The 14,004-nt window shown below is 70.1% G+C and carries 8 protein-coding genes; 7 read left to right on the top strand and 1 reads right to left on the bottom strand.

The genetic code is table 11. The features are described 5' to 3' along the window. The first annotated feature begins 109 nt into the window (after nt 1-109). Nucleotides 110-2,692: a SpoIIE family protein phosphatase gene (locus ACI2LY_RS11160; RefSeq protein ID WP_404706918.1), complete on the top strand. Its 2,583-nt coding sequence runs from the start codon at nt 110-112 to the stop codon at nt 2,690-2,692. Here ACI2LY_RS11160 and ACI2LY_RS11155 read toward each other — a convergent pair. Further along, nucleotides 2,679-4,097, bottom strand: a complete 1,419-nt coding sequence (locus tag ACI2LY_RS11155) for a hypothetical protein (protein WP_404706917.1) — start codon at nt 4,095-4,097, stop codon at nt 2,679-2,681. The genes ACI2LY_RS11160 and ACI2LY_RS11155 overlap by 14 nt on opposite strands. Nucleotides 4,098-4,292: 195 nt before the next feature. Here ACI2LY_RS11155 and ACI2LY_RS11150 point away from each other — a divergent pair, with 195 nt between their 5' ends. The 6 genes from ACI2LY_RS11150 to ACI2LY_RS11125 all read left to right on the top strand — a co-directional run bounded on the left by ACI2LY_RS11150 (nt 4,293) and on the right by ACI2LY_RS11125 (nt 14,004). Beyond that, complete coding sequence (locus ACI2LY_RS11150; RefSeq protein ID WP_404706916.1) at nt 4,293-6,476, top strand: ABC transporter family substrate-binding protein; 2,184 nt, start codon at nt 4,293-4,295, stop codon at nt 6,474-6,476. Nucleotides 6,477-6,636: 160 nt separating this feature from the next. Next, nucleotides 6,637-8,544, top strand: coding sequence for a translational GTPase TypA (gene typA / locus ACI2LY_RS11145; protein ID WP_404706915.1), 1,908 nt, complete (start codon nt 6,637-6,639; stop codon nt 8,542-8,544). Between the two features lie 383 nt (nt 8,545-8,927). Then, complete coding sequence (locus ACI2LY_RS11140) at nt 8,928-9,947, top strand: ABC transporter permease (RefSeq protein WP_393595422.1); 1,020 nt, start codon at nt 8,928-8,930, stop codon at nt 9,945-9,947. A 101-nt stretch (nt 9,948-10,048) separates the two neighbouring features. Continuing rightward, nucleotides 10,049-11,851 carry an ABC transporter substrate-binding protein gene (locus tag ACI2LY_RS11135; RefSeq protein WP_404706914.1) on the top strand — a complete coding sequence of 601 codons (1,803 nt, stop codon included), beginning with the start codon at nt 10,049-10,051 and terminating at the stop codon, nt 11,849-11,851. Between the two features lie 98 nt (nt 11,852-11,949). Next, the gene (locus tag ACI2LY_RS11130; protein ID WP_393595419.1) at nt 11,950-12,927 is read left to right on the top strand and encodes an ABC transporter permease; all 978 of its coding nucleotides are present in this window, start codon (nt 11,950-11,952) and stop codon (nt 12,925-12,927) included. Between the two features lie 15 nt (nt 12,928-12,942). Further along, the gene (locus ACI2LY_RS11125; protein ID WP_404706913.1) at nt 12,943-14,004 is read left to right on the top strand and encodes an ABC transporter ATP-binding protein; all 1,062 of its coding nucleotides are present in this window, start codon (nt 12,943-12,945) and stop codon (nt 14,002-14,004) included.

Below are 14,004 nucleotides of genomic sequence, written 5' to 3'. Positions count from 1 at the left end.
GAGCTGTGATCGTGAACACCGTGTTGTGCGGCGCCGTAGTGCTGGATACTGCGGGCAGCCGCCCCCGGTGACCGGTGCCGGACGCGGTGAGCTGGAGGGGACGGTTCGCGTGAGCGAGATACCAGCGAAGGCCACGGAGTCCGAGGACCCGTCGGGCGGCGCGAGGGGCCGGGCCGCCGAGGAGGCGGCCCCCGCCGACATGTGGCAGAGCAGTCCGCCCGGCTCCATCTACGACTACATAAAGGTCGCGTCCTTCTCGATCAGCCCCGGCGGGTTGATCGAGCAGTGGAGCCTGCGCGCCGAACAGCTCTTCGGCATCCCCGCCGGCCGGGCCGTGGGGCTCGACCCGATCGAGGCGTTCGTCGACCCCGACCTGCGCAGTCGCGGCCAGCGCAAGATGGCCGAGATCCTGGACGGGCGGGAGTGGACCGGTGTGGTCCCCTTCCGGATGCCGGACGGGGAGGACGGCTCGCCCGGCGAGGAGGGCATGGCCGAGGTCTACGTCATGCCCACCCGCACCGCCGAGGGCGACAAGGCCGCCGTCTGCATCGTGGTGGACGTGCGGACCCTGCGCAGCATCGAGACCGACCTCGCCGCCTCGCAGGCGATATTCGGCCAATCTCCCTTCGGGTTCCTGCTGATCGACACCGATCTGCGGGTGCGCCGGGCCAACACCCGGTTCGCCTCGATCTTCGGCGGCACCCCGGAGGACCACCGGGGCAAGGACGTGCACGACTTCCTCCCGCGCGCCGAGGCCGACCGGGTGGCCGCCACCATGCGCCGGGTGCTGGAGACCGGCGACTCCATCACGGACATGCATGTCACCGGCTTCGTACCGGATTCCGACGAGCGTCGGCACTGGTCCATCAACCTCTACCGGGTGCACAGCGGCAGCGGGCGCCCCATCGGGGTGGCCTGGCTCGGCACCGACATCACCGCCCGGCGCGAGGCCGCCCGCGAGGCCGCCTCCGCCCGGCGCAACCTGGCCCTGCTCAACGAGGCGGGCGCCCGGATAGGGAACTCGCTCGACCTGGAGACGACCGCCCGCGAGCTGCTCGACGTGGTCGTCCCCGGCTTCTGCGACCTGGCCACCGTCGACCTCTACCAGGCCCTGCTGACCGGCGACGAGGCCCCGCCCAAGCTGGCCGACGGCAGCGCGGAACTGCGCCGGGTCGCCTTCGCCAGCGCCGTCTCCGACGCGCCCTTCGGCGGCTCGGGGGAGCGGGTGGAGCTGGGCGCGGTGCACCGCTTCCCGTTCAACTCCCCCTGCGCGGACGCCCTGCGCACCGCCCGGCCGCAGCGGGTGCCCGCCGAGGAGGGCGGTCTGGTGCAGTCGACGCTGGCCGTGCCGATGGTCGCGCACGACACGGTCGTCGGCATCGTGCAGTTCGCCCGCACCAAGGGCAGCGAGCCGTTCGGGGACCGCGACCGCGACCTCGCGGTGGAGCTGGCCGCGCGCGCCGCCGTCTGCATCGACAACGCCCGGCTCTACCGGCGCGAACACGAACGCGCGTTGATCCTCCAGCGGTCCCTGCTCCCGCCCGGCGACCCCGAGGCGTCCGGCCTGGACATCGCCTGCCGCTATCTGCCGGGCAACGCGGCCACCGAGGTCGGCGGCGACTGGTTCGACGTCATCGAACTCCCCGGCCACCGCACGGCGTTGGTGGTCGGCGACGTGATGGGCCGCGGCCTGCGCGCGGCCGTGGCGATGGGCGAACTCCGTACGGCGGTACGCACGCTCGCCCTGCTCGACCTCGAACCGGCCGAGGTGCTCTCCGCGTTGGACGAGATCGCCCGCGGTCTCGGTACCCCCGGCGGGGTCCAGCAGGCCACCCGCGCGGCCCGCCAGCCACGCGACGCCGACCTGTGCGAGGTCTACCTCGCCACCTGTGTGTACGCGGTCTACGACTCCGTCACCCGGCGCTGCACCTTCGCCAACGCCGGGCATCTGCCGCCGGTGCTGGTGGAGCCCGGCGAGTCCGCGCTGATGCTGGACGTGCCGCCCGGGATGCCGCTGGGCGTGGGCGGCGAGCCGTTCGAGGAGGTGGAGGTCGAGCTGCCCGAGGGCGCCCTGCTCGCCCTCTACACCGACGGCCTGGTCGAGTCCCGCGACCATCCGCTGGACGAGGGGCTGCAGGCGTTCGTACAGGCGCTCACCGACCCCTCCCGGCCGCTGGAGGACGTCTGCGACCACGTCCTGAACAGCCTCGACACCCGGCACGGCGAGGACGACATCGCCCTGCTCATGGCCCGCGTCCAGGGCCTGCCCGCCGAGTCGGTCGGCGACTGGACGCTGCCGCGCGAGCCGCGCAGCGTGGGCCGGGCCCGCGAGTACGCGCGGGCGCAACTGCTCAGCTGGGACCTGGAGCCGCTGGTCGACACCACGGAACTCCTGGTCAGCGAGCTGGTGACGAACGCCCTGCGGTACGGCGAGGGCGAGATCAGACTCCGGCTGCTGCTGGACCGCACCCTGGTCTGCGAGGTCTGGGACGCCGGTCTGGTCCAGCCCCGCAGGCGGCGCGCCCGAGACACCGACGAGGGCGGACGCGGGCTGCAACTGGTCGGGCTGCTCAGCGCGGCCTGGGGCTCCCGGCGTACACCGCGCGGCAAGACGGTGTGGTTCGAGCTGCCGCTCCCCGGCGGCGACAGCCCGCTGACCGACCCGGCGGAGGCGCTGCTCAGTCTGTTCTGAGGGGCACGACGTCGGACGCGGGCACCCCGTGCGCCCGTACGTCCCGCTCGGCCGACTCCAGGGCCCGCCGTGCCAGCGCTGCCGCCTCGACGGGGTGCGCCGCGCCGAGCGTCCGTACCGCGGCCGCCAGCAGGGAGCGGGCGTCGGCGCCCACCGCGCCCCGGTGCACCGCGACGAAGTCCTCCGCCTCACCGGTATCGGCCCGCGCCACCAGGTCGGCGGCGGTGTCCAGCACCCCGCTCCGGGCGCCCGGCAGCCGCACCAGGGCGCGGGTGATCCGGCGCAGCGCGGCCAGCGGGTTGTACGGGCCCGCCGTCAGCTCGGCGCGTACGGCGGCCAGGGTGTCGTCGGCGCCGGACGGTACCGGGGTGCCCGTGGCCCGTGCCGCCGCCAGTACCGCCTCCGCCCCGGTCAGCGCGGTCGGCACCAGCTCGGCCGCCTCCCGCAGCCGACGGGTCTGGTCGTTCATCCCGGCCACCAGCACCCCGGCCTGGGCTATGGCACCCTCTGCGCACCGGAGTTGGCGTACCGCGCGCTCGTCCTCGCCCAAGTCGGCGGCTCGGCGAGCCTCGTTGAGTCGTGAGGTAGTGAACACCAGCCGGTCCATGGCCACTTCGACGCGGCCCGTCATCCGGGCGCCGACCGAGGGCCCGTACCGCTCGTGCAGCGGCGAAGCCGTGGCCCGCGCGCCCGCCGCCCGCGCGGCCAGCCGTCGGAACGCCCCCTCGGCCACCTCCAGCGCGGGGCCCGCCTCCGCCCGGCGCAGCCGGTCCAGCTCACCGGCCCGCGCGTCCAGCACCCGTCCCGCCTCCGCGCACCGGCCGATGATTCCCACCAGCGCCTGCCTCCGGTCGCCGGGGTCCCGGGGTTCGCCCTCCTCGTACCGGTGCCACAGGGCGAACGCGGCCGCCAGTTCCCCGCGGGCGGTCCGGATCGCCAGGCGGAAGGGAGCGAGGGTCCGCTCGTCCATGAGCGGGGCCGCGAACGGCAGCTCCTCCTCGCTCGCCCGGACGCTGTCGTCGGCCTGGACCAGGGCGGCGCGGGCCTGCCGGTCGGACTCGGCCGGGGTGGCGGCGGCCGGTGCCGGGGAGACGACACCGGGCGAGCGGCGGGTGCGGCGTACGTAGCTGTACGCGGCCAGCACTCCGGCGGTGCCGAGCACGGCGACCGGGAGGATCAGGTCGACGGCGGACGACTCGTCGTCACGGGGAGCGGACGGAGCGGAGGGGGCGGCGTGGGTCGTGCGCGTCGGGGGCGGGGACGCGGTCGCCGGGTCCTGGGCCGCGAGCACCGGGATCGCCAGCCAGCCCGCCCCGGCGACCGCGCCCACCAGCGCGTGCGCGACCCGCACCCGTATGTGCGCCGTGGCGTGCCGGGGGCGGCCCCGGACCAGGGATGACGTCACTTGGGGAGCGTATGGGCGGGTTCGCGGCCCCGCGAGCGGGCGGGGTTGCGCCGCACGGGTGGGGTTGCCGCGCGGCGCGGTCGTGTCGCCCCGTTTCCCCCGGTGCCGTCGTTTTCAGTGGGTGCATAGATCTGATCAGCTCCATATACCGCCAAAAGTGATCAACACGCCCGCGGCTTTCCGGAGGTAGCAGAGATGTCCCACGACGGCGTCGGCTCACGTGCGGTCCTGCGCGCGACCGCCTTCCTCACCGCGGGCGCCCTCGCGGTGCCCCTCCTCGCAGGCTGCGGCTCGGACGAGAAGCCCAGCCGCCCGCTGGCCGGACAGGACATCGCCCAGGTCACCCGGGACAAGGTCGCCGAGGGCGGCACCGTCAAATGGGCCGTGGACGCGCTGCCGGAGACCCTGAACGCCTACCAGGCCGACGCCGACGCGGGCACCACCCGGGTCGCCCAGGCCGTGCTCCCCTCGATGTTCCAGCCCGACGCGAACGGCCGCCCGGTGGTGAACCCCGCCTACCTGGAGTCCGCCAAGGTCATCGAGACCGAGCCGCGCCAGGTGGTGCTGTACAAGCTGAACCAGCAGGCCGTCTGGAGCGACGGCCGCGAGATCGGCGCCGCCGACTTCGTCGCCCAGTGGCGTGCCCTGTCCGGCAAGGACAGCGCCTACTGGACCGCCCGCAACGCCGGGTACGACCGCATCGCCAAGATCGAGCGCGGCGCCAACGACCTCCAGGTCCGGGTCACCTTCTCCCGCACGTACGCCGACTGGAAGTCGCTGTTCTCCCCGCTGTACCCGAAGGACGTCATGGGCACCCCGGACGCCTTCAACGACGGGGCCCGGCGCAAGCTCAAGACCACCGCGGGCCCCTTCAAGGTGGACAAGGTCGACACCGCCGCCAAGGACGTCGTCCTCACCCGCAACCCGCGCTGGTGGGGGCAGCCCGCCAAGCTCGACCAGATCACGCTGCACACCGTCCCGCGCGAGAACCGGGCCGCCGCGCTCGCCGACGGGACCGTGGACATCGCCGACATCGACCCGGCCGAGGCCGGGCGGATCGGCGGCGCCGCGGGCGGTACGGGCGCGGGCAGCCCGCTCGTGGGCGGCGGCAAGACCTCCGCCAAGAAGCTCCGCTCCTGGGCGCTCGCCCACGGCCTGGAGTCCGAGCAGGTGGCGCACGCGGGCCAGAAGAAGCTGCGCAAGGCCATCACCCGGTACCTGGAGGAGCAGGAGGCGCTGCGCTCCTTCGACGTACGCAAGTCGCTGGAGCCCGCCTACACCCAGCTCGCCCTGAACGGCGCCGGAGGGCTGCTCGCCGACGAGCGGGTACGCCGGGCCGTGGCCCGCGCGCTGGACCGCAAGGAGCTGGCCAAGCTGGTGCTCGCCCCGCTCGGCCTGCCCGCCGAGCCGGTCGGCAGCCACCTCGCGCTGTCCGGCCAGGCGGCCTACGCCGACAACAGCGGCGCCCTCGGCGGACAGGACACCAAGGAGGCGCAGGCCCTGCTCGCCGACGCGGGCTGGGTGGCGGGCGGCCCGGTGAAGGCGGAGAAGAAGGCCGACAAGGCCGCCGGTCCCGAGAGCGGCACCAAGGACGACGAGGACCGGTCCGAAGGCGGCAAGGACGGCGAGTACGTCGTCGGCGAGGACGACAAGAACCCGGGCGACCGGAGCCACGACGACAAGAACGAGCACGGCGACGGCAGCGGCCGCCACCTCGCCCAGGACGGCAAGCAGTACACCGGCCAGGGCGGCGCCCCCGGCGCGTACGCCCCCAAGGGCACCGCGGCCCCGGCTGGCGCGGTCAACGGCCCGCTCGCCAAGGACGGCCAGGCGCTCAACCTCCGCTTCGTGCTCCCCACCGGAGCGGGCTCGGAGACCCTGAACACGGTCGCCGGGCGGATCTCCGCGATGCTGGAGAAGGTCGGCATCCGCACGACCGTCGTCAAGGTCCCCGACGAGAGCTACTTCAAGGACCACATCGCGGCGGGCGACTTCGACCTCGCCCTGTACTCCTGGCCCGCGTCGGCCTTCCCGGCCACCGACGCCCGCCCGATCTTCGCCAAGCCCGCGCCCGCCGCGGACGGCTCGGTGAACGTCGAGCAGAACTACACCCGGGTCGGCACCGACCAGGTGGACCAGCTCTTCGACCAGGCCGCCTCGACGCTGGACGAGGACGAGGCGCGCGACCTGATCCGCAAGGCCGACACCCGGATCTGGGCGGCCGCCGGTTCCATCCCGCTCTACCAGCGCCCCCAGCTGGTCGGCGTCCGCAAGACCCTGGTCAACGCGGGCGCCTTCGGCTTCCAGACCCCCGTCTACGAGGACATGGGCTTCCTGAAGAAGGGCGCGAAGGCCGCGCCGAGCCCGTCCAAGAGCTGACCTGACGGCTGACCGGAAACGGCCCCCGTGGCCCTGCGGAGGCCGTCCCCCGCAGGGCCACGTACCATGGGGTGAGGCCGTGGCGTGTCCAGCCCGGCAGGTCCCGCGCAGCAGAATCCCCGCGCAGGGCAGTCCGCACACTCCGGGAGAACGCCGCAATATGGCCACGCGCCACGACATCCGTAACGTCGCCATCGTCGCCCACGTCGACCATGGCAAGACCACCATCGTCGACGGCATGCTGAAGCAGGCCGGCGCGTTCGCCGCCCATCAGCTCGACTCCGTCGACGACCGCATGATGGACTCGAACGACCTGGAGCGTGAGAAGGGCATCACGATCCTCGCCAAGAACACGGCGGTGAAGTACCACCCCAAGGACGGTGGGGACCCGATCACGATCAACATCATCGACACCCCCGGCCACGCCGACTTCGGTGGCGAGGTCGAGCGTGGTCTGTCGATGGTCGACGCGGTCGTCCTGCTCGTCGACGCCTCCGAGGGTCCGCTCCCGCAGACCCGCTTCGTGCTGCGCAAGGCGCTCCAGCAGCGGCTCCCCGTCATCCTGTGCATCAACAAGACGGACCGCCCGGACTCGCGCATCGACGAGGTCGTCAACGAGACCTACGACCTCTTCCTCGACCTGGACGCGGACGAGGAGCAGATCGAGTTCCCGATCGTCTACGCCTGTGGCCGTGACGGCGTCGCCTCGCTGACCAAGCCGGAGAACGGCACGGTCCCGGCGGACTCCACCAGCCTGGAGCCGTTCTTCTCCACCATCCTGGAGCACGTCCCGGCCCCGACGTACGACGAGGCCGCCCCGCTCCAGGCCCACGTCACCAACCTCGACGCGGACAACTTCCTCGGCCGTATCGCGCTGCTCCGCGTGGAGCAGGGCGAGCTGCGCAAGGGCCAGACGGTCGCATGGATCAAGCGCGACGGCACGGTCCAGAACGTCCGCATCACCGAGCTGATGATGACCGAGGCGCTCACCCGCAAGCCCGCCGAGGTGGCCGGCCCCGGTGACATCTGCGCCGTCGCCGGTATCCCGGACATCATGATCGGTGAGACCCTCGCCGACCCGGAGAACCCCGTCGCGCTCCCGCTGATCACGGTGGACGAGCCCGCGATCTCCATGACCATCGGCACCAACACCTCGCCGCTGGTCGGCCGCGGTGGCACGGGTAAGGGCGCGGACGCCAAGTCCGCGGTCAAGGACCGCAAGGTCACCGCCCGCCAGGTCAAGGACCGCCTCGACCGCGAGCTGATCGGTAACGTCTCCCTCCGCGTGCTCGACACCGAGCGCCCGGACGCCTGGGAGGTCCAGGGCCGTGGTGAGCTGGCGCTCGCCATCCTGGTCGAGCAGATGCGCCGCGAGGGCTTCGAGCTGACCATCGGCAAGCCGCAGGTCGTCACCCAGCTGATCGACGGCAAGGTGCACGAGCCGGTCGAGCGCATGACGATCGACGTCCCCGAGGAGCACATGGGCGCGGTCACGCAGCTCATGGGCGTCCGCAAGGGCCGCATGGACAACATGTCGAACCACGGCTCCGGCTGGGTCCGCCTGGAGTTCGTCGTCCCGTCCCGCGGCCTCATCGGCTTCCGTACGGAGTTCCTGACCGGTACGCGCGGCACCGGCATCGCCCACTCCATCCACGAGGGCCACGAGCCGTGGTTCGGCACCCTGACGACCCGTAACAACGGTTCGCTCGTCGCCGACCGCTCCGGCGCCGTCACCGCGTTCGCGATGACGAACCTCCAGGAGCGCGGCGTGCTGTTCACCGAGCCCGGCACCGAGGTGTACGAGGGCATGATCGTCGGCGAGAACTCGCGCTCCGACGACATGGACGTGAACATCACCAAGGAGAAGAAGCTCACGAACATGCGGTCCTCGTCGGCCGACTCGTTCGAGGCGATCGTCCCGCCGCGCAAGCTCTCCCTGGAGCAGTCGCTGGAGTTCTGCCGCGACGACGAGTGCGTCGAGGTGACCCCGGAGGCGGTTCGCATCCGCAAGGTCGTCCTGGACCAGAAGGAGCGCGGCCGCACCGCCAGCCGTGCCAAGCACAACTGACGTCTGAGCGATCCGGCCCGAGCGCCGGACCGCTGAGCCCTGCCGTCCCCGTTCTCCGGGGGCGGCAGGGCCTTTTTTGTCCGCTCGGTATTTGTTTTCGGCGCTATTTCTGTCCGGATATCGGTCACCCGGCGCATGGGTTTCGGACATGTAAACAAAATCTGTGCCGTTTATGTCCGACATGAGGGACATAAAACTTGTCTGTCAAGCGCGCGTAGGTGTCGATCACTGCAATTTTTGCTCAAAATATCGGCGTTAGGGATATCCCCATGTCTACATCCCTTGACGCGCGTTGAGTGCGTTGGCGAAAGTTCCCCCAAACCGCAGAACGTGTCGGTATCTGCGCTGCGTCAACTCGCCAACCCCCCGAGGGAAGAACACACATGACCAGTCCAGTCGTCTTGGACTCCGGTGTCGAGCCGGAGGCCGAGCCCGTCAAGGGCGAGAAGAAGCTCGAGGGTCGTTCTCCTGGCCAGTTGATGTGGCAGCGTTTCAAGCGTGACCGTAACGGTGTCATCTGCGCATGGATCGTGATCGCCTATTTCGTGATCGCCCTGGCGGCGCCCCTGCTGACGAAGCTGAGCGGCACCGACCCGTACACCCTCTACGGGCAGGACCCGACGTACGCGGACAAGCCGGTGCTCGACGACTTCGGGCTGCCGCTCGGCTACTTCGGCGGTCTCTCGGGAGCCCACTGGTTCGGTGTGGAGCCGCAGTACGGCCGTGACGTGTTCGCCATGCTGGTCTACGGCATGCGCACCTCGCTGTTCATGGCCGTGGGCGTGACCGTGCTCGTCATGGCCACGGGCGTCATCATCGGCCTGATCGGCGGCTACTTCGGCGGGCGTACCGACTACTGGATCGGCCGCGTCACCGACTTCTTCCTCTCGTTCCCGCAGCAGCTCTTCTTCATCGCCTTCATGCCGGTGGTCACCGCGTTCTTCGTGGACCCGCGTGAGGAGACGCCCACCTACTTCCGGGCGCTGGCGATGCTGATCGTGCTGTGGGTCCTGGGCTGGATGGGCATGTCCCGGCTGGTGCGCTCCACCGTGCTGTCGCTGCGTGAGCGGGAGTTCGTCGAGGCCGCCAAGGTCTCCGGCGCCTCGCCCTGGCGGATCGTCCGCAAGGAGATCCTGCCGAACGTGGTGACGCCGATCCTGGTGCAGTTCACGTACCAGCTGCCCAGCACCATCCTCACCATCGCCTTCCTCTCCTTCGCGGGTGTCGGCTTCGTCGAGCCGACCCCGGACTGGGGCCGTCTGTTCGCGGCCGGTTCGTCCTACGCACAGCAGGACCCCGCGTTCATCTTCTTCCCCGGTGTGGCCCTGGTGATCTTCGTCCTCGCCTTCAACCTCCTCGGAGACTCGGTGCGGGACGCTTTCGACCCCAAGTCCGGGCGCTAGATCGTCCGTTGGTGGGGGGTGGCTGCCGCCCCCACGTCGGCCTACCAGCCGCGTCAGGCAGTACTCACGGATACTCACGACAGGTAGGTGCATTCGCCAACATGAAGTCGTTCACCTCGCGCAGAGCGCAGGCAATCGTGGTCGCCATCGCGGCCGGCTCCCTCGCGCTCACGGGATGCTCGGAGAACACCGGCGGCAAGTCCGGCACGGACTCCAAGAAGGACCAGAAGGACGCGTCGGTCCAGTCGAAGTCGGTCACCTACGCGGATGCCGCCGCCTCCACCGGTCCGGCCAAGGAGGTGCCCGGCGCCAAGAGCGGCGGCACCCTCCAGGTCTACCAGGAGGCGGGCCTGTCCCACCTCGACCCGAGCCAGATCTATGTCTCCGACGCCGGACAGGTCGCCAACCTGCTCTTCCGCCGCCTGACGCAGTTCCAGGAGGACGACAAGGGCAACGTCTCGGTCGTGGGTGACCTCGCCACCGACTCGGGCCAGTCCTCCGAGGGCGGCAAGACCTGGACGTTCAAGCTGAAGGACGGCATCAAGGACGCGAACGGCAACGCCATCACGTCCAAGGACGTCCGGCACACCGTCGAGCGCCAGTTCGCGAAGTTCATCTTCGACGGGCCGCCCTACCTGCAGACCTGGCTCGCGGGCGCCAAGTACGACCAGTACCGCAAGCTGCTGCCCGGCGGCGGTTTCGACGGCAAGCACCTGCCCGCCTCCGTCCTGGACACCCCGGACGACAAGACGGTCGTCTTCCACTTCGACCAGGCCCGCCCCGACCTGCCGCAGACCCTGGCCATGGCCGGCTACGCCATCGTCCCGGAGAAGGGCGACACCAAGGAGAAGTACGACAAGGCTCCGGTCGCCACCGGGCCCTACAAGATCCAGTCGTACAAGGTCGGCAAGTCCCTGGTGCTCACCAAGAACGCCAACTGGGACCCGAAGACCGACTCCGTGCGCCACCAGTACCCGAACGGCGTCAACTTCCAGTTCGGCATCACCGAGTCCACCCAGACCAAGCGTCTGATAGCCGACAAGGGCGAGGACCGCAACGCCATCCAGCTCACCGGCGGTGTCGAGTCCACCCAGATCCAGGACGTCATCGGCTCCCCCGAGGTCAGCAAGCGCACGGTCAAGGGCTACCAGCCCTACGTCATGCAGCTGGCCTTCAACCTGGACCGGATGAAGAACAAGAAGGTCCGCGAGGCCATCACCTACGCCGTCAACTCCAAGTCGCTCATCGCCGGTGAGGGCGGTGCCTACGGCGGCGACGTGGCGCCCAACTACTTCGCGCCGACCCTGCCGGGCTACGAGGCGACGTACGACCCCTACGGCCGACTGAAGACGCCGCAGGGCAACATCGCCAAGGCCAAGGAGCTCCTGAAGGACGTCCCCGCCTCGGAGAAGAAGGTCGTCTTCGCCTACGGCAACAGCGAGAACGGTCAGAAGCGCAAGGTCGCCATCGAGGACGCGCTGACCAAGGCCGGCCTGGACGTCGTCTCCAAGGAGGTCGACAACGCGAGCTACTACGAGCAGATCGGCAAGCTCGACAACCCGTACGACATGTACATCTCGGGCTGGGGCCAGGACTGGCCGTCGCCGGGCACCGTGATCACGCCCGTCTACGACCCGGCGCAGGTGGCCGACGGTTCGCCGAACTACTCGCACGTCAAGGACCCGAAGGTCGGCGAGCTGATCAAGAAGGCCCTGACCCAGGAGCCGACCGAGGCCGCGAAGACCTGGAAGGAAGCCCAGCACTACCTGATGGAGACGGTGCTCCCCGGCGCCCCGCTCTGGTACACGAAGCAGTTCCAGCTCTCCGGCTCGAACGTCGGCGGCGGCCGCTACGGCTCGGTGTCCAGCCTCATCGACATCAACCGCCTGTACCTGAAGTCGTAACTCTCTACGGCTGATCGCGGGGGCGTGCACCAGGCGGAGCACGCCCCCGCCCCTCAGTGAACCCTCCCACCGTCTCCGCAGAGAGCAGCCCTCCCGCCATGTTTCAGTTCATCCTCCGGCGCTCAGTCGGTGCCCTCCTCACCCTGTTCCTGATCGGCGCCGCCACGTTCTTCCTCTTCGTGGCCGCGCCCTCCGACTACGCCTCCCTGGCCTGCGGCAAGGACTGCTCCCCCCAGAGACTGGAGGACATCCGGTCGGCTCTCGGCCTCAATCTGCCGCTCCACCAGCAGTTCTGGGACTTCATGTCCGGCATCGTGATGGGGCGTGACTTCCCGACCGGTCACTGCAGCGCGCCGTGCCTCGGCATGTCGTTCTACTCCGGCGACCCGGTGTGGTCGACCATCGTGGACCGCTTCCCGACCACCCTCACCCTCACCATGGGCGGTGCGGTCGTCTTCCTCGTGCTCGGCGTGGGCGCGGGCATGGTCGCGGCGTACAAGCGGGGGTCGCTGGTCGACCGGATCGCCACCGGCGCCTCGATGGTCCTCAGCTCGTTCCAGATCTACTTCCTCGGCCCGATCGTCCTGATCATCTTCGTCTACAGCACGGGCTGGATGGAGAACCCCAAGTACGTGCCGATCACGCAGGACCCGTTCGGCTGGTTCGTCGGGCTGCTGCTCCCCACGCTCGTGATGGCCACCATCTTCACCGCGCAGTACACGCGTATGGCCCGCTCGTCGATGATCGAGCAGCTCGCCGAGGAACATGTACGCACCGCCCGGGCCAAGGGCATGTCGAGCAAGTTCGTGTTCTTCCGCTACGCGTGGCGCGGCGCGCTCATCCCGATCGTCACGGTGCTCGGCATCGACATCAGCAGCATGCTCGGCGGTGCCGTCGTCACCGAGATCACCTTCTCCCTCCAGGGCATCGGCCGCCTCGCGGTGCAGGGCGCGCAGACCAAGGACCTGCCGCTGACCATGGGCGTCATGATGTTCGGCGCCTTCTTCATCCTGGTCATGAACATCCTCACCGACATCGCGTACGCGTACATCGACCCGCGCGTCCGGCTCTCCTAGGAAGAACGAACCACCGTGACCACACTGACCAAGACCGAGGACGCCCCGGCCCCGACCGGCCCGGAGAGCTTCCTGTCGGTGCGTGATCTGAAGGTGCGGTTCTCCACCGAGGACGGCATCGTCAAGGCCGTGGACGGCCTGTCCTTCGACGTCGAGCGCGGCAAGACGCTGGGCATCGTCGGCGAGTCCGGCTCGGGCAAGTCCGTCACCAACCTGACGATCCTGGGCCTGCACAATCCCCGCACCAGCACCGTCGACGGCGAGATCATCCTCGACGGCAAGGACCTCGTCACCGCCACCGAGAAGGAGCTGGAGCGGCTCCGCGGCAACAAGATGGCGATGATCTTCCAGGACCCGCTGACCGCGCTGTCGCCGTTCTACACGGTGGGCCGCCAGCTGTCCGAGCCGTACATGAAGCACACCGGTGCCAACCGCAAGGAGGCGAAGGACCGGGCCGTGCAGATGCTGGAGAAGGTGGGTATCCCGCAGCCCCGGCAGCGCTTCGACGACTACCCGCACCAGTTCTCCGGCGGTATGCGCCAGCGCGCGATGATCGCCATGGCGCTGATGTGCGACCCGGACCTGCTGATCGCCGACGAGCCGACCACCGCGCTCGACGTCACCGTGCAGGCCCAGATCCTGGACCTGCTGAAGGACCTCCAGCAGGAGTTCGGGTCCGCGATCATCTTCATCACCCACGACCTCGGCGTCATCTCCGACATGGCCGACGACCTGCTGGTGATGTACGCGGGCCGGGCCGTCGAGCGCGGCACGGTGCGCGAGGTGATGCGCGAGCCCCGCCACCCCTACACCTGGGGACTGCTCAGCTCGATGCCGCGCCTGGACAGCGACGTCAACGAGGCGCTGGTGCCGATCCCCGGCTCCCCGCCCTCGCTGCTCAACCCGCCCAGCGGCTGCCCCTTCCACCCGCGCTGCGGCTTCACCGACCAGGTGACGGGCGACCTCTGTTCCGGGGAGCGGCCCCCGCTGGGCGTCGGCCGGTCCACCGCCTGCCATCTGACGGCCGAGCAGAAGCAGACCATCTTCATCGACAAGATCCAGCCCCGGCTGCGCTAG

Source organism: Streptomyces sp. NPDC002176, from assembly GCF_044903645.1.
GTDB lineage: Bacteria > Actinomycetota > Actinomycetes > Streptomycetales > Streptomycetaceae > Streptomyces.
Note: the sequence above shows the minus strand (reverse complement) of the source record. Positions and strands in the feature narration are given on the sequence as shown.